Source organism: Roseomonas sp. OT10, from assembly GCF_020991085.1.
In the GTDB taxonomy this organism is placed as follows: domain Bacteria; phylum Pseudomonadota; class Alphaproteobacteria; order Acetobacterales; family Acetobacteraceae; genus Roseomonas; species Roseomonas cutis.
This window is the reverse complement of the sequence record NZ_CP087719.1, coordinates 3,233,632-3,250,700: the sequence shown is the minus strand read 5'-3', so window position 1 is coordinate 3,250,700 and position 17,069 is coordinate 3,233,632. Positions and strand designations below refer to the sequence as shown.

General features: G+C 74.6%; 11 protein-coding genes. 7 read left to right on the top strand and 4 right to left on the bottom strand.

Annotated elements, in window-relative coordinates; translation table 11 throughout:
- Window positions 1-14: 14 nt before the first annotated feature.
- From upp to LPC08_RS14915, 3 genes are read right to left on the bottom strand one after another with little or no spacing between them, the layout of a single operon-like run.
- Entirely contained in the window at window positions 15-659 is a 645-nt protein-coding gene (upp, locus tag LPC08_RS14925) for a uracil phosphoribosyltransferase (protein ID WP_230449030.1), read from the bottom strand.
- Window positions 660-689: 30 nt separating this feature from the next.
- Complete coding sequence (locus LPC08_RS14920; RefSeq protein WP_230449029.1) at window positions 690-1,925, bottom strand: URC4/urg3 family protein; 1,236 nt, start codon at window positions 1,923-1,925, stop codon at window positions 690-692.
- 5 nt (window positions 1,926-1,930) lie between these two features.
- Complete coding sequence (locus LPC08_RS14915) at window positions 1,931-3,205, bottom strand: GTP cyclohydrolase II (protein WP_230449028.1); 1,275 nt, start codon at window positions 3,203-3,205, stop codon at window positions 1,931-1,933.
- Between the two features lie 324 nt (window positions 3,206-3,529).
- On the opposite strand from LPC08_RS14915, the gene LPC08_RS14910 reads away from it, so the two are divergent.
- The 5 genes from LPC08_RS14910 to LPC08_RS14880 all read left to right on the top strand — a co-directional run bounded on the left by LPC08_RS14910 (window position 3,530) and on the right by LPC08_RS14880 (window position 14,661).
- On the top strand, window positions 3,530-4,561 hold the full coding sequence (locus LPC08_RS14910) for a family 8 glycosyl hydrolase (protein ID WP_230449027.1): 1,032 nt from the start codon (window positions 3,530-3,532) through the stop codon (window positions 4,559-4,561).
- Between the two features lie 120 nt (window positions 4,562-4,681).
- Window positions 4,682-5,473 carry a hypothetical protein gene (locus LPC08_RS14905; RefSeq protein ID WP_230449026.1) on the top strand — a complete coding sequence of 264 codons (792 nt, stop codon included), beginning with the start codon at window positions 4,682-4,684 and terminating at the stop codon, window positions 5,471-5,473.
- 7 nt (window positions 5,474-5,480) lie between these two features.
- Window positions 5,481-6,281: a cellulose synthase operon protein YhjQ/BcsQ gene (locus LPC08_RS14900; RefSeq protein ID WP_230449025.1), complete on the top strand. Its 801-nt coding sequence runs from the start codon at window positions 5,481-5,483 to the stop codon at window positions 6,279-6,281.
- Entirely contained in the window at window positions 6,278-10,852 is a 4,575-nt protein-coding gene (gene bcsA / locus LPC08_RS14895; protein ID WP_230449024.1) for a UDP-forming cellulose synthase catalytic subunit, read from the top strand. The genes LPC08_RS14900 and bcsA overlap by 4 nt, the downstream gene beginning before the upstream one ends.
- A 38-nt stretch (window positions 10,853-10,890) precedes the next feature.
- Window positions 10,891-14,661: a cellulose biosynthesis protein BcsC gene (locus LPC08_RS14880; protein WP_304622029.1), complete on the top strand. Its 3,771-nt coding sequence runs from the start codon at window positions 10,891-10,893 to the stop codon at window positions 14,659-14,661.
- Here the strand turns inward: LPC08_RS14880 and LPC08_RS14875 are convergent.
- A complete protein-coding gene (locus tag LPC08_RS14875) occupies window positions 14,646-15,560 on the bottom strand; it encodes a methyltransferase domain-containing protein (RefSeq protein ID WP_230449023.1) in 915 nt (304 codons plus the stop codon). The two genes, LPC08_RS14880 and LPC08_RS14875, sit on opposite strands and share 16 nt — an antisense overlap.
- 132 nt (window positions 15,561-15,692) lie before the next feature.
- Here LPC08_RS14875 and LPC08_RS14870 point away from each other — a divergent pair, with 132 nt between their 5' ends.
- A complete protein-coding gene (locus LPC08_RS14870; protein ID WP_230449022.1) occupies window positions 15,693-16,211 on the top strand; it encodes a cysteine dioxygenase family protein in 519 nt (172 codons plus the stop codon).
- Window positions 16,208-17,050, top strand: coding sequence for a ComF family protein (locus tag LPC08_RS14865; protein ID WP_230449021.1), 843 nt, complete (start codon window positions 16,208-16,210; stop codon window positions 17,048-17,050). The genes LPC08_RS14870 and LPC08_RS14865 overlap by 4 nt, the downstream gene beginning before the upstream one ends.
- The last annotated feature ends 19 nt before the right edge of the window (window positions 17,051-17,069 follow it).

Genomic DNA, 17,069 nt, shown 5'->3' with positions numbered 1-17,069 from the left:
GGCCCGCGGGGCGGCTACTTCGTCCCGAACAGCCGGTCGCCGGCGTCGCCCAGGCCGGGGCGGATATAGGCGTGCTCATCCAGCTCGCGGTCGATGCCCGCGGTGAAGATGGGCACGTCCGGATGCTCCTCCGCCATCACCCGCAGCCCTTCCGGGGCGGAGAGCAGGCTGACGAAGCTGATCTGCTGCGCCCCCGCCTGCTTGATGCGGCCCACGGCGGCGGCGGCCGAATGGCCGGTGGCGAGCATCGGGTCCACGGCGATGACGAGCCGCTGGTCGATGTCCTCGGGCAGCTTCAGGTAGTATTCCACCGGCACCAGCGTCTCCGGGTCGCGGTACAGCCCGACATGGCCGACGCGGGCGGAGGGGACGAGGTCCAGCATCCCGTCCAGCAGACCGTTGCCCGCGCGCAGGATGGAGACGAAGCACAGCTTCTTGCCCGAGAGCAGCGGCGCCTGCATCACCTCCAGCGGCGTCTCGATCGTCACCGTCTCCAGCGGCAGGTCGCGCGTGACCTCATAGGCCATCAGCAGGCTGATCTCGCGCGCGAGGCGGCGGAACTCGCCCGTCGGCGTCTCCTTACGGCGCAGCAGGGTCAGCTTGTGCTGCACCAGCGGGTGGTCGATCAGCGTGACGGTGTCGGGAAGCGGGCCGGGCATGCGGATGGTCCTCTCGGGCTCCGGCGCAGGTTAGAAGACGGTGCCGTCGCTGACGACCTGCAGCGGCGGCGCCCCGCCCGGCCGTTTCTCCGCGGCGATGCGCCGGCCGGCGGCCCAGGTGCCGCCCTCCAGCACGCGGGCCAGCGGCATCTCCGCGGCCGTCTTCCCCAGCCGCGCGCGGACGAGGTCGGCGACGCGGTCGAGCAGGGCCACGGTCAGCGCGCGCCATTCCACCACCGCCTCGCTGTCCACGTGCAGCAGCTCGGCCGGCAGGCCAGGGTCGCGCGGGACCAGCACGCCCGTATCCAGGAACAGCCCGCCGTTGCGGTATTCCGGCAGGCCGGTCAGCGCGTCGAGATCCGTGACGGCGAGGCCGGAATCCTCCAGCGCCTCGACCAGCGAGTAGGAGAGCCACTGCGACAGCTTGTGGAACGGCACCAGCCCCGGCGCCGGCCCTTCCGGCGCGGCGAGGCGGTGGCGCCAGACATCGCCCAGGTTCACCCCGTGCAGCCGCAGCCGCGCCGGCCAGATCGGGCCGAGCCCCTCCAGCACCGCCGCCAGGATCGCCGTGGCCGGCAGGGCGCCGCCCACCGCCTGCGCGGCGAGGTGGTCGTAGAGCCCGCCGATCCGGGCATCCGCCCCGAACAGGTCCGGCCGCGCGCGCAGCGCCTCGCCCAGCCCGTGCAGCAGCGCCGCGCGCCCCTCCACCCCGGTCAGCGGGTTGCCCGGCCCCACCTGGAAGGCGGCGGCGAGGCGCGAGGGATCGAGCCGCGACAGCCCTGCCGCGTCGGCGCGCAGCCGCTGCGCCGGATCGCCGGAGAAGAGCCCGGCGCGGAAGGCGTCGAGGCTCGCCACCGCCAGCCCCTCGGAGCGTCCGATGGGCGCGCCCCCCGGTTCGGCATAGCGCCAGTCCGGCCCCGCCCCGGCATCGAGCAGCACGGAGACGACGCAGAGGTCGAAGCGCCGCCGCGCCACCTCCGCCGCCGGGACGTCGGCCATGGTCGCGGCCAGCGCGCCCCAGCGGTCCACGCCCCCGGCCGCGAAGTGGCGCCAGCGCGCGTGATAGGGGATGTCGAGCGTCGGGTAGTTCGACCGGATGGTCGCGGCCACCAGATCCGCCGCGGCCTCCAGCTTGTCCGGATGCACCCGGAAATGCGGCAGCCCGTCCTGCTCGCCCAGCGCCAGCAGGGCATGGGCGCGGGCGCGCACGGTGGCCGGATCGCGGAGGAGGGCGATCTCCGCCGCTTCCGTCTCTGTCAGGGTCAAGCGCGTCAGTCCTGCAGCCCGCGGCCCTTGGCCACGGCGAGCTCCGCCGCGTCGGGGACGGTCATGCTGAAGTAGCCAGCGGCCTTCTTGGCATCCATCTCCACCCTGGCATCGGCGGGGATCAGCTCGTCCGGGATGGGCACCCGCTCCATCACCGCGATGCCGCTCGCCACGATCGGCTCGAACTTCATGTTGCTCATCGAGACGAGGCGGTCGATGCGCGCGATGCCCAGCCAGTGCAGCACGTCCGGCATCAGCTCCTGGAAGCGCATGTCGGAGACGCCGGCGACGCATTCGGTGCGGGTGAAGTAGCTCTCCGCCCGGTCGCCGCCCTCCTGGCGCTTGCGCGCGTTGTAGACGAGGAACTTCGTCACCTCGCCCAGCGCCCGGCCTTCCTTGCGGTTGTAGACGATGACCCCCACCCCGCCGCGCTGTGCCTCCTCGATGCAGACCTCGATCCCGTGCACGAGGTAGGGGCGGCAGGTGCAGATGTCGGAGCCGAACACGTCGGAGCCGTTGCACTCGTCATGGATGCGGCAGGCGATGCGCGTCTCCGGCCGGCCGAGCTTCGTGGGGTCGCCGAACAGGTAGACCGTCATCCCCCCGATCGGGGGGAGGAAGACCTTCAGGTCGGAGCGCGTCACCAGATCGGTGAACATCCCGCCCGTCTGCTCGAACAGCCCGCGGCGCAGCGCCGTCTCGCTGATGCCGAAGCGCTCGGCGATGCCGGGCAGCCACCAGACGGGCTCGATCGCCACCTTGGTCACGCGCACGTCGCCGGTGGCGCCCAGCACCTCGCCATCGGGGGAGAGGCGGCCCATCCGCATCGCCTCGACCAGCTCGGGCATGTTGATGTGCGCGCGGGTGACGGCGATGGAGGGGCGGATGTCCATCCCCGCGGCGATCTCCTCGCGGAACGCCTCGGCCGTCAGGTGTCCCCAGGGGTCGATGGAGACGATCTTCGCCGGGTCGCCCCATTGCGCGAAGGGCCCCAGCGGCACCGCGGGCAGGGTGTTGGTCAGGTCCGGCCGGTGGTTCGCCTTGAGCTGCCCGGCCGCGACCGCCAGGGCGCGGTACAGCGCATAGGCGCCGGCATGGGTGCCGATGGCATTGCGGTTGCCCGAGGGCTCCGGGGTGGCGATGACGGGTCCGCGCAGGCGCGGGTCGGCCTCGCCCCAGCGCACGGTGGCCGCCCGGCCGCCCGGCCCGGGGTGGGAGCTGAGGATGATGGGTCGCTTGGCAGCGGGCACCGGCGCGCGGGGCCAGCTCGGGTCGCTCATGGCCGGTCCTCAGGCTCGTCCCGGAAGCGCCCGGTCCGCCCGGGTGGCTGCCGGCCTGCGGAGGGAGGGCAGGCCGCGCGGGCGGCGCGTCGTGCGGCGGGACAGCGGAAACGCATCGGTGGTCACGCTAGGGCCCGCCTCACGCCACGGTCAATCTGTGTCCGGCCGGGATGTGTGATCGAAGCGGGGGCGTTTTCATTTTTGTGACTTGTTGCGAAAACACCATAGCATTTCATGCATTTTGCGGCAAACTATTACGGTGTGCGTTAAACCGCCGATTGCACCGATCCGGATCGCCGGGGGCATCCCCTCGGCCACCGCATCATGACCGCGCTGCTGGCCCTCAGCCAACGGAACGATGATGCCGGACCGCGTGGCGTGCGCCGCCTCCATGCCGCATGGGAGGAGTTCGCGGCCCGCTTCGTCATGCCCGATGGCCGGGTGGTGGATACCGGCAATGCCGGCATCTCGCATTCCGAGGGGCAGGGGCTGGGGATGCTCCTGGCGCTGCAGGCCGACGACCGCGCACGCTTTGGCGCCATCGCCGCCTGGACCCGCCGGCATCTGCGCCGCCGCGGCGACGCCCTGCATGCCTGGCACTGGAGCCCCGCCACCGGCCAGGTGATGGACGACAACAACGCCTCCGACGGGGACCTCTTCGTCGCCGCGGCGCTGATCACGGCGGGCCAGGCGTGGTCGCGCCCCGACTGGGTCGCCGAGGGGCGTCAGGTCGCGGCCGACCTGCTGCGGCTCTGCATCCGCCGCGTGGCCGGGCGCACCCTGCTGCTGCCGGGCGCGCGCGGCTTCGAGCGGACGGACGAGACGGTGGTGAACCCGTCCTACTACGCCCTGCCGTTGCTGCGCCTGGTCGCGCGCGGCTCGCCCGACTCGGCCTGGCTGCCGCTGGCCGTCGACGGGGTACGCCTGCTGCGCGATGCCTGCCTCGGCCCATGGGGCCTTCCGGCCGATTGGGTCGCCGTCCCGCATGACGGCGGACCGGTCACCGCCGCGTCGGGCTGGCCGGCGCGCTTCTCCTACGATGCCGTGCGCGTCCCTCTCTGGCTCGCCTGGGCCGGGCTGCCGGACGAGCCGGGCTGTTCCGGCCCAGCGCAGTTCTGGTCGACGCACTGGGGTCGGGGGGGCAGCGTGCCCGTCCCCGCCTGGGTCGAGCTGCACGGGGGGCCGGTGGCGCCGCATCCTGCCTCGCCCGGCATCGTCGCGGTGGCGCAGTTCGTGACCGGGTCGCGGGGGGAGGGGCGTTTCGCCCCGCCCGTGGAGCATCCCGACTACTACTCCGCCGTCCTGTCGTTGCTGGCGATGGTGGCGGCCGCAGAGACCGGGAGGCCCCATCCATGAGCGGTCCGGTTCCGGGCAGATGTTCCGCTGCTCCACCTCCCAACAGAAGGGTTGTGGAGATGATGGGTATTTCTCGCTTAAGGTTAGCAAGGCATCGTTGCTCCGCTGCTGGAGTCGCCCATGGCGGATGAGACGGACGTGACACGTGTGGCGGCGGCTCTCGGAGCTCCAGCCATCCGCTACCGCAGCTTCGGCAACGAGGCTGTCCGGAAGGTGACGCCGGCAGCCCCCCCGGCGTCGCCGGAGCCCTTTCCCCTGCTGGACGCGGCCATGGCCGAGGCGCGGGCCCAGGAGCAGCTGGATCGCCTCGCCGCCACGCCGGCGGCAGCCCCCGTCACGCCGCTGCACCTGGTCACGCCCGACCCGTTCCAGCCCGTTCCGCCGCCGCCCGGCCCGGCGCAGATGCCCCAGGAGCCGCCGGGCGCCGCGATGCCGCCCGCGCCGGAGGGACCCTTTCCCTATGCGGCCCCGCCCCCCGGCTGGCCGCCCCCCGCGTCGCCCCAGCCCGCGCCGCCGGCCTGGCCACAGCAGCCCCCCCGGGGCTGGGCGCCGCCACCGCCGCCCTGGAACCAGGCGCCGCCGCCCTACCCCTTCTTCGGTGCCGTGCCGCCCGCGCCGGGCTGGGGGCCGCCACCGGCCCCGGGCTGGGCTCCCGCCGCCCCCGTGCCGCCCCCGCCCGGGGCAGGCTGGGGACCGTTGCGCGAGCCCTTCCCCGTGCCGCCCGCCGCCTCCTGGCCGGGCGCGCAGCCGCCGCGGCCGGCGGCGAACTACCCCTTGCTGGAGCAACTGGACAGCGTGATGCGACAGATCCCCGCGGCCCCGGCCGGCGCCGGACAGGGCAGCGTCTCCTCTCTGCTGCGGTCCGTGGCGATGGGCGGCGGTGCCGCGTCCACCGGGTCCGGTCGGGGATAGCGGGCGGGTGCCCCTGATCTGCTTCACATCGCCCAAGGGGGGCGTCGGCAAGACCACCCTGGCGGCCAACATCGCCTATGCCCTGAGCCAGACGGGGCGGCGCATCCTGGCCATCGACTGCGATCCGCAGAACGCACTCCGCCTGCATTTCGGCGCCCCCATCGCCGAGCAGGAGGGCTGGCTGGGGAGCCTGCTGCGCCAGCCTGACATGCGGCCGGCGCTGCGCCATACCGGCTCCGGCGTGGTGCTGCTGCCCTACGGGGCCTCCGACATGACCGGCGCGCTGGGGCTGGACGTGGCGCTGGAGCGCCAGCCGCAGCTGCTGACCGGCCCGGTGCGGGCGCTGCTGGCGGACGGGGCGCTGACCATCGTGGCCGACATGCCGCCCGGCCCCTCCCAGGCGCTGGCCGCCCTGGCGCCGATCGCGGACATGATCGTCTGCGTCCTGGCCGCGGAGCCGATGAGCGCCGCCCTGGTGCCCGAGATCGAGAGCGGGCGGTTCCTGGGCGGCGGCGTCGCCGGGACGGCCGCCGGCCAGCGCCTGCGGGTCGTGGTGAACGCGGTCAACCTCGACTCCAACCTCTCGCGCAGCGCCGCGGAGGCCGTCGCCCGCCATGTCGGCTGGCGCCTGCTGGGCGCCGTCGGCCGGGAGGAGGTGGTGGCGGAGGCCCTGGCCTGCCAGCGCCTGGTGCTGGACCACGCACCCCATTCCCGTGCGGCCGCCGACCTGCGCGAGGTCACGGCCGCCATCAACGAAACCCTGGCCGCGCCGCAGCAGGGCCAGACCTACGCCTGGGGAAGCCGATGAGCGCCACGACCACGGCAGGCGGACAGGGCGGAAGCCGCCCGGGGCGCGGCCTGCGCGGCACGCCCGGGCCTGCGCCGCGCAGCCGCTGGCTCCTGGTGCTGCTGGGGCTCTGGGTGGGCATCCCCTTCATCGTCGCGCCGCTGGGGGCGGAGCAGCAGGCCTGGCTCGCCGTGGCCGGCTTCCTGGTGTTCCTGATCGTCTCGCGGCTGAAGGGCCGTCTGGCGCCGGTCATCCTGGTGATGCTCTCGGTGCTCATCTCCTTCCGCTACCTCTACTGGCGGCTGACCGACACGCTGGACGTCACCGGCTTCTGGCAGACCTTCCTCGGCACCGGGCTGCTGCTGGCCGAGCTCTACGCGGTGGTGGCGCTGCTGCTCTCCTACCTGCAATCGGTCTGGCCGCTGCAGCGCAAGCCCGTGCCCATGCCCGAGGACCTGGACGCCTGGCCGACGCTCGACGTCTTCATCCCGAGCTACAACGAGCCGCTCTCGGTGGTGAAGCCATCCATCTTCGGTGCGCTGGCGATGGACTGGCCGCGCGAGAAGCTGAACGTCATGGTCCTCGACGACGGGCGGCGCGAGGATTTCCGCGCCTTCTGCGAGGAGATCGGCTGCGGCTACATGATCCGCCCGGACAACAAGGGCGCGAAGGCCGGCAACATCAACCACGCCCTGGGCAAGACCAAGGGCGAGTTCATCCTGATCTTCGACTGCGACCACGTCCCCGTGCGCGCCTTCGCGCAGATGACGCTGGGCTGGATGCTGCGCGACGAGCGCATCGCCATGCTGCAGACGCCGCACCACTTCTACAGCCCCGACCCGTTCGAGCGGAACCTCGCCTCCGGCCTGCGCATCCCCAATGAGGGGCTGCTGTTCTACGGGCTGATCCAGCCGGGCAACGACCTGTGGAACGCCGCCTTCTTCTGCGGCTCCTGCGCCGTCATCCGGCGCACGGCGCTGGAGCAGGTCGGCGGCGTGCCGCACCAGACGGTGACGGAGGACTGCCACTGCTCCCTCAAGATGCAGCGGCTGGGCTGGCACACCGCCTTCATCCGCCTGCCGCTGGCCGCCGGCCTCGCCACCGACCGCCTCGTCTCGCATATCGGCCAGCGCATGCGCTGGGGCCGCGGCATGGTGCAGATCTTCCGCGTGGAGAACCCGCTCTTCGGGCCGGGGCTGAGCCTGGCGCAACGGCTCTGCTACGTCTCCTCGATGTGGCACTTCCTCTTTCCCGTGCCGCGCTTCGTCTTCCTCACCGCGCCGCTCGCCTTCCTGCTCTTCGGGCAGAACCTGATCGCGGCCTCGCCGCTGGCCATCGTCGCCTATGCGGGACCGCACGTGGTCCATGCGGTGGCGACGAACAGCCGCCTGCAGGGCGCGGTGCGCCATTCCTTCTGGTCGGAGATCTACGAGACCGTGCTGTCGCTGTGGCTGCTGCCCGTGGTGGTGACCACCCTGCTCGACCCGCGCAAGGGCAAGTTCAACGTGACCGACAAGGGCGGCGTGCTGGACGAGGGCTTCTTCGACATGCGCGCCGTGGGGCCGAATGCGGTCCTGGCGGTGGTGCAGGCGATCGGCCTGGCCGTGGGGATCTGGGGCATGCTCACGACCACCCCCGGCACGCTGCCCTTCCAGGCCTATGCGCTCAACACGCTGTGGATCTTCCTCTCCCTGTTCGTCGTGCTGGCCGGCATCGCCGTGGGACGCGAGCGGCGGCAGGTGCGGGAGCGCGCCCGCGTCGGCGCCCGCCTGCCCATGACGGTGGTGCTGCCGGACGGCCAGCGCTTCGAGGGGCGGACGCTGGACCTCTCCCTGGGTGGCGCGGCGCTGGAGATCCCGGCGGTCCCCGGTGCCGAGGACGGGGAGCTGGTGGCGCTGGAGGTGACCATCGGCGACGAGCGCATCGCCCTGCCGGCCCAGGTGCTGCGCTGGCGGGAGGGCCGGATGCAGGTCCGCTTCGCGCCGCAGAACGTGCGCGACGAGGGCAACGTCACCCGTGTCGTCCTCGGCCGGGCCGATAGCTGGGTGGAATGGGACAAGGTCCGGCGCGACCGCCCGATGCGCGCCCTGTGGGAGGTGATGGTGTCCATCCGTGGCCTGTTCCGCGGCGACAGCCAGATCTCCCTGCGCCGCAACCGCGCCGCCGCCCGCAACCGCCCGCCGGCCTCGCCGCCGCCGCGCCTGGGTCCGCCGACGCGTTCGGCCCAGCGGGCCGCCGCGGTGCTGCTCGGCCTCGGTCTCGCCCTGTCGCCCGCCATGGCCCAGGCCCAGCGCGGGGCGCAGCGGCAGGCGCCGGCCACGCCGCCGCCTGCCGCGGCCCCGGCCACGCCCGCCCCGCCCCCGGTCGTGGAGCCCGTGCCCGCGGCGCCGGCGCCTGCCGAGGTGGTGGTGCCGGAGGCCGCGCCCGCCGCGACCCGGGTGGCCAGCCCGACCGCACGGCAGGTCAGCCGGACCCTGCGCCAGCTCGGCCTGCGCAGCCCGATGCAGCTGCGCGGGCTGACCGATCTGCAGGGCGTGCTGTTCGGCCTGCGCGCGGACGAGGTGGCGACCGAGGCACGGCTGGTGCTGCAGGGTGCCAGCTCCCCGGCGCTGATCCCGGAACTGTCGCAGATCGCGGTGACGCTGAACGAGCAGTTCGTGGGCACCATCACCCCGGACCGCGCGCGCCCGAACTTCGGGCCGGTGGAGTTCCCGATCAACCCGGCCTTCTTCGCCGAGACCAACCGCCTGAACTTCCGCTTCACCGGGCGGTACGCGGTGGAGTGCAACGACCCTCTCTCCGGCCTGCTCTGGGCGACCGTCTCCGACCTCTCCACCCTGCACCTGACGGTCGAGCGCCTGCCGCTGGCGCCTGACCTGTCCCGGCTGCCGGAGCCCTTCTTCGATTCCCGCGTGGTGCGGGACACGCTGGTGCTGCCCATGGTGGTGCCGGACGGGGCGACGGATGACGTGCTGCGCGCGGCGGTCGTCGCCTCCTCCTGGTTCGCGGTGCAGGCGGACTACCGCGGTGCCAGCTTCCCCACCTCCGCCAGCCTGCCGGCGCAGGGGAACGCCGTGGTCATCGCCCCCGCGGGCGATCAGGCGGCGCGCCTCAACCTGCCGCGGGTGGACGGGCCGACCCTGGTGCTGGTGCCGAACCCCAACGACGCGGCGGGGCTGCTGCTGGTGGTGACCGGCCGCACGGGCGCCGAGATCGTGGCGGCCGCCCAGGCCCTCGCCGTCTCGCGGGCCGGGCTATCGGGGCAGGCCGTCACCGTCTCCCCGCCGCAGATCGCGGCGCGCGCGCCCTATGACGCGCCGCGCTGGATCCCCTCCGACCGGCCCGTGCGCATCGGCGAGCTGGTCGACCCGTCGGAGCTGCAGTCCTTCGGCTTCGCGCCCGGCAACATCGCCGTGCCCTTCCGCACGGCGCCGGACCTCTACACCTGGCGGCAGCACGCCCTGCCGGTGCAGCTGCGCTACCGCTCGCCGCCGGGGCCGGTGGCGGACCTGTCCGTGTCGCGCCTCGACGTCTCCGTGAACGACATCTACCTGAAGTCCCTGCCGCTGCGTGCCGGCGATCCGTCCTGGCCCTGGAACTGGATCATCCGCCGCCTCGGCCTGCCGGAAGGCTCCGACCGCGGCGAGGGCTCGGCGGGGCTGCCCCCCTACCTGCTGTTCGGCCAGAACGAGCTGCAGCTTCGCTTCGACATGCGGCCGCTGAACCGCGGCGACTGCACGGCCGTGCCGGGGGACATCCGCGCCTCGGTCGATCCGGACAGCACGATCAACCTGTCCCGCGCGCATCGCTACGCCGTGCTGCCGAACCTCGCCTTCTTCGCGGGCTCCGGCTTTCCCTTCAGCCGCCATGCGGATCTGTCGCAGACGGCGCTGGTGCTGCCGGACCGGCCGAACCCGATCGAGCTGTCCGCGGCGCTGACCCTGGTGGGGCGGCTGTCGGCCAATCTCGGCCTGCCCGCGCTGAACATCACCGTGGCGCGTCCGGGGGCGCTGCCGCAACTGGCCAACCACGACCTCCTGGTGGTCGGGCCGCTGCCGCGGCTGGGCGGGGTCGCGAACCTGCTGCGGGAATCGCCGGTGACGCTGGAAGGCAACCGCCTGACGGTGGCGCTGCCGACCCCGATGGAGAACTTCCGCAACCTGTTCCAGTCCAGCAACGCGGCGCGGGAGCGCGACCGCCTCAGCGCCACCCTGTCCAACACCGCCGACGGGCAGGGGATGCTGCTGGCCACGCAGAGCCCGCTGGAGCCGGGCCGCTCCGTCGTCATCCTGACGGGCACCACGGCCGAGGGGATGGAAGGCATGCTCGCCGCCCTGCGCGATCCGGCGCAGCTGCCCCGCATCCAGGGCGATCTCGCCTGGTTCTCGGGCGGGCGGGTGGATTCCTTCCAGGTGGGCAGGACCTATTCGGTCGGCGAGCTGCCCGTCTGGCTCTGGCCGCAGCTCTATCTCGGTGACCGGCCCGACCTGGTGCTGCTGCTGCTGATCGGCGGGGCGGTGCTGCTGGCGATTCCCGCCTACTGGTCGCTGCGGCGACGGTCCGCCGCCCGGCTGCGGGCGCGCACGCAATGAGCGGCCGCCCCTCCCGGCCGGGCGCCCGGCGCCGTCCCGTGGCCCGCCGCCTCGCCCCCCCGGCCAGCCTCGCCCTGGCCCTCCTCGTCGCGCCGGCCCTGGCGCCGGCAGCGCTGGCGCAGGATCGGGGCGTCCAGGTCCTGCTCGACCAGGCGAATTTCTGGCGTTCGCAGAACCGCCTCGACCAGGTGGTGCGGGTGCTGGAACGCGTCCTGGCCTCCGACCCGGACAATGTCGAGGCCCTGGCCGGACTGGCCGCGGCCCAGGCCGAGCAGGGCAACCGGGCCGCCGCCGAGCGCGCCCTGGGCCGGCTGCGCCAGGTGGCACCCAACGATCCGCGCCTGGGCCGGACCGAGCTTTCGGTGCGCGGCGCCTCCGTGGACCAGGGCCAGCTGGCCGAGGCGCGCCGGCTGGCGCAGTCCGGCCAGGCGGCGGCCGCGGTGGCGCGCTATCGCACGCTGTTCCAGGGCAGCACGCCGCCCGATGCCTTCGCGACGGAGTACTACCTCGCCCTGGCCGCCACCCCGGATGGCTACCAGGAGGCCCGCATCGCGCTGGGCCGCCTCGCCGACCGCAACCCGGGCGACCGCCGGCTGCAGCTCTCCTACGCGCAGATGCTGACCTGGCGGGAGCCATCGCGGGACGAGGGCATCCGCCGCCTGCGCCAGCTCGCGCAGACCCCGGAGATGGCGCAGGCTGCCGGCAACGCCTGGCGCGACGCGCTGCTCTGGCGTGGCGCCAGCCCGTCGGTCGTACCGGACCTCGAAGCCTATCTGCAGCGCTTCCCCAACGACCAGCAGGTGCAGCAACGGCTGGCGGAGGCGCGGAACCCCTCGCGCACGCCGCAGGACGAGCTGGGCGCGTTGCGCCAGCAGGGCTTCGAGGCGCTGAACGCCAACCGCACCGCCGCGGCGCAGCAGGCCTTCGAGGCGGTCCTGGCGCGCGTGCCGGAGGATGGCGACGCGCTGGGCGGCCTCGGCCTCGTGCGGCTGCGCCAGGGCCGCAATGCCGATGCCCGGCAGCTCCTCGCCCGCGCCATCGCCGCCGACCCGCAGCAGGGTCGGCAGAAATGGGGGCGCGCGCTGGAGGGGGCGAGCTTCACGGGCGAGGTGAACGTCGCCCGCAACCAGCTCTCCCGCGGGCAGGTGGACCAGGCGGAGCAGACCCTGCAGCGGATCGCCCGCGGCAATACCGGCGAGCGGGCGGATGCGGAGGTGCTGCTGGGCGACATCGCCCTGCGCCGTGGCGACCCCGCCGGGGCGGAGCAGCGCTACCGTGCGGCGCTGTCGCGCCGGCCGGACCTGCCGGGGGCGCTCTCCGGCCTCTACGACGCGCTCCAGGCCCAGGGCCGGATCGCCGAGGCGGAGGAGCTGGCCGCGCGTCGCGGCAGCGTCTTCGCCAATGCCGCCGCCGCCAGCCGGGCGGAGCAGCTGCGCAACGAGGCGCAGCGCAGCACCGACCCCGAGGCCGCGGCCGCGCTGCTGCGCGGTGCGCTCGCCGCCAATCCCGCGAACCCCTGGGTCCGGCTGGACCTGGCCCGCATCCTGGCCCGCCAGGGGCGCGGCGCCGAGGGGCGGGCGCTGATGGACGAGCTGGCCAGCTCCCGCAGCGATGCGGACAGCCTCTACGCCGCCGCGCTCTTCGCGCAGGAGGAAGGCCGCTCGGCGGAGGCCGCCACCCTGCTCGAGCGCATCCCGGACCGGCTGCGCTCGGCCGATGCCAACCGGCTGCTGCGCGCCACGCGGGTGGAGCGCGAGGTCGCCCTGGCCGTCGAGCCAGCCCGCTTCGGCCGGCCGGAGGAGACCCGGCGGCGCCTGCTGGAGATCGCCGCGCGGCCCGACCCGACCGGCGCCGTGCCGGCCGCCGTGGTGCGCGCCTTCAACGGCATCGGCGATGCGCGCGGCGCGGCCGAGGCGGCGAGGGTGGCTCTGGCGGTGAACCGCGGCGCGCCGCCGGCCGGCCGGATCGCCCTGGCCGGGGCGCTGCTCGATGCCGGGCAGCAGGCGGAGGCGACGGAGGTCATCCGTTCCGTCCAGGCCGATCCGCGGCTGAGCGCGGAGGACCGGCGGCAGGTCGCCGGGCTCCAGACCGGGCTGGCGATCCGCGCCTCCGACGAGGCCAACGAGGCCGGGGACCAGGCCGCCGGCTACGACCGGCTGCTGCCGGCGCTGCGCGCCAACCCGCAGGACCCGGCGGCGAACCTGGCCCTGGCGCGCCTCTACCAGGGCGCGCGCGACCCGCGCGAGGCGCAGCGCATCGCCGAGGCGGTGCTGCAACGCGAGCCGCGCAACCTCGATGCCCGGCTGGCCGTGGCCGATGCCGCGATCGCCCAGCGGCAGTGGGGCCGGGTCGAGAGCCTGCTGGCCGAGGGCCGGGCCATCGCGCCGAACGATCCGCGCATCGCCGTGCTGGAGGCGCGCTACGCCCGTGCCTCCGGCGATCTGCTGCGCGCCCGGGCGGCGCTGGAGCGGGCGGCGGAGCAGCGCCGGGCCCAGCTCGGCGCCGCGGCGCAGGAGGAGGCGGCCAGCCCCCCCATCGCGGCCGGTCCCGGGCCGGTGTCGCAGAACCCCTTCCGCCGTGTCGCCCTGGCCGGCGGCGGCACGCCGCTGACCCCCGTATCCACCGGCGCGCCGGCCGACACGATGCTGGCCGACATCAACCGCGAGCTGGCGGACGTCCGCAGCGAGGCCGCGCCCTACGTGCTGGGCAATCTGGGGACGCGCGTGCGTTCCGGCACCGCCGGCACCGACCGGCTGCGCGAGTTCAGCGGCACGGCGGAGGGCTCGGCAGTGCTGCCGGGCGTCGGCGGGCGCCTGACGCTGCGGGCGCAGGCGGTGACCATCGATTCCGGGCAGCTCGGCAGCAACACCGCCGCGCTGCGGGCCTTCGGCACCAACCCGCTCAGCCTGCCCGGACCCGGCGTCAACATCCTGACCACGACCGCCGACCGGTTCCGCTCGCAGGACACCACCGCCTCCGGCGTGGCGCTGGGGCTGGCCTATCAGCGCGGCTGGTTCTCGGCGGATATCGGCACGACGCCGCTGGGCTTCCGGCAGGAGAACATCCTGGGCGGCGTCGAGATCTCGCCGCCGCTGGGCGCCAATGCCAGGCTGCGGATCACCGGCGAGCGGCGGGCGATGACGGACAGCCTGCTCTCCTGGGCCGGGTCACGCGATCCCTCCACCGGCCTGATCTGGGGCGGCGTGGTCCGCAACACCGGCCGTGGCCAGGTGGAGTTCACCTCCGGCCGGACGAACTTCTATGTGGGCGGCGGCTACTCCACCCTGGAAGGGCAGGGGGTGGCCGACAACACGCGCTTCGAGGGCGGGGCAGGCTTCGCCACGCCGCTGTTCCGGCAGCCGGATGCCGAGCTGACCACGGGCCTCGACCTCGTCTATCTCGGCTACGACAAGAACCTGCGCTTCTTCACCCTGGGCCAGGGCGGCTATTTCAGCCCGCAGACCTATGCCGCCGCCAATATCCCGATCGACTACCGCGGGCGCGCCGGCAACCTAGCCTATCGCCTCGGGGCCCAGGTCGGCATCGCCTATTTCAAGGAGGACCGATCGCCGCTCTTCCCCAACAACCCGTCGATGCAGGCGCAGGCCGTCGCCGCGGCGGCAGCGGACCCGACCGTCTCCGCCTACTATGCCGGGCAGACGCAGACCGGCTTCGTCGGCGGGCTGCGGGCCGATGCGGAGTATGCCGTGACGCCGAACTTCCGCATCGGCGGCCTGCTCCGCTACGACAAGGCGGCCGACTGGAACGAGCTGCGGGCCATGCTCTACGCCCGCTACCGCTTCGAGTAGGGGACGGCGGGACCCGGGCCGGCCGTCTCGCCCGCGCCCCGCTCCACCGTGCCCAGCGCATCGGCCAGCCGGGCATTGGCACTGCCGCGCGGGGCGGGCTTGGGCTGGTCCGGAGCGGGGGCCCAGCCGGTCAACGTCAGCAACCGCAGCGTGACGGGCGTGGTGCCGTCTGCGCCGGGCAGCCGCGACAGCGCGGCAGGGAACAGCGCGCGGGGCACCGGCCGCGGGTCGCGCGCCAGCACGGCGTTGGATTCGCCCGCCGCCTGGAGGTCGCGCAGCAGGGCGAGCGGGTCGCGATAGGCCAGCGCGATGCCCTCCGCATCCGCCACCGGCAGGGCGAAGCCCGCGCGTTGCAGCAGGGCGGCGCCGTCCACCACCTCGGGGAATGGGGAAACGCGCGGCGCGGCGCCGTCACGCAGCGCCGACTCGGCCGCCGCCAGCGACTCGCGCAGGGCCTGCAACGTCCCCAGCGCCGGCAGGCTGGCCAGGAACAGCCCGTCGGGCGCCAGGGCGCGGCGGAGCTGGATCAGCGCGCCGGGCAGGTCGTTCACCCAGTGCAGCGACAGGCTGGCCACGATCAGGTCGAAGGTGCCGGCGCCGAAGGGCAGCCATTCCTCGTCGCCGCAGACGGCGAGCCCGCCCGCCCGCGCCGCCATGCCGGCCGAGAGGTCGAGCGAGACCACCGTGCCGATCCCGCGCGCCTTCAGTCGCGGCGCCACCGCCCCGCGCCCGCCGATGTCGAGCGCCCGGGCGAAGCGGTGCGTCGTGTCGTCCAGCCGGTCGAGCAGCCGGTCCGCCGCCTCCTCCAGCACCGGGGCGACGCGATCCACCGTGCGGGCGGCGCGGTCGCGGCGGAGCCGGTGCAGCCGGCGGTCGAAGATCAAGGCTGGGGAGGACATGCCCCGGAGATGGACCGGCGGGCTGCGTGGCGCCAGGGGGGAGGCCCGGGGGTGCGAGGGCGGCGGGAATGCGCGCCGCCGATGCCGCCGCACCCCTGGCGCGATCCGGCGCGGCGGGGCAGGAAACGGACCATGCTCTCCACCGCGATCATGTTGGACCGGATGGACGCGGTCGCCGCGGCCATCGCCCGCATCCGCGCCATCGAGGCCGCGCGCGGTCCGACCCCGGACGGGCTCGGCGCGATCCTGGAGGAGATGCTCGCCCTGGCCGCCCGGCCGGAACTCTTCCCCGTGGAGACCTTCCCCGCCCCGCATGGCCCGCCGCCGCGCGCGCGCCGCTACCACCTCAGCGAGGACCCGGACGGTCGCTTCTCGCTGCATCTCAACGCGCTGTCGCCGGGCGTCTCGACCCCCCCGCACGACCACCCCGGCTGGGCCGTGCTGGTGGCGCTGGAGGGGCAGGAGCGGAACCGCCTCTTCGATCCGCCCAGGCGCGGGGAGGCCCCGGTCCTGCGCGAGGAGCGGATGGTGGAGCCCGGCCGGGGCCTGGCCCTGCCGGCGGGAGCGATCCATGCCATCGACATCCCTGGCCCATCCCCCGCACGGCACCTGCATCTCTACGGGCTCGCGCTGGAACGCCGCGGCGGATGAGACTCCTGGCCCCCGTGCAGGCGGCCCCCGCGGCGCTGCGCCGGCTGGCCGGGCGCGCAGGGATCGGCGTGCTGGACGCGCTGCTGCCGCCGCACTGCCTCACCTGCGACGCGCCCGTGACGGCGCACGGCACGCTCTGCGCGGACTGCTTCCGCGGCCTGCACCTGATCGGCGAGCCGCTCTGCGCCCGCTGCGGCGTGCCCTTCCTGCATGCCGGCCAGGGCCTTCGCGCGGAGGGCGGCGCCGCGCCGGTCTGCCCGCGCTGCGCCGAGCGGCCGCCACCCTGGGACACGGCGCGGGCGGCCTTCGCCTATGGCGAGGGGGCGAAGCGCCTGCTGCTGCCGTTCAAGCACGCCGATCGGCCCGACCTCGCCGGGCCGATCGCCCGCCACATGGCGCGGGCGGGGGCGCCGCTGCTGGCCAGGGCCGAGCTGCTGCTGCCCGTGCCGCTGCACTGGCGGCGGCTGTTGCGGCGGCGCTACAACCAGGCGGCGCTGCTGGCGGCCCGGCTGTCGCGGCTTTCCGGAACGCCCTGGCTGCCGGACGCCCTGCGCCGCGCCCGCGCCACCCCCTCCCTCGACGATCGCGGTGCCGAGGAGCGGGCGGCGGTGCTGCGGGGTGCCTTCGTCCTCACCGCCGCCGGCGCGGCGCGGGTGCGGGGCCGGCGCGTGCTGCTGATCGACGACGTGCTGACCAGCGGCGCCACCGCGGGGGCCTGTGCCGAGGCGCTGCGCGCCGCCGGGGTGTCCGGGGTGGACGTGCTGGCGGCGGCGCGGGTGCCGGACCCCGCCCTCTCGCGCGATGCGGCGCCCTCGGGTGGCCCCCGGCGGGGCGAGTGAAGGGCCTTCGCCCAAGGCC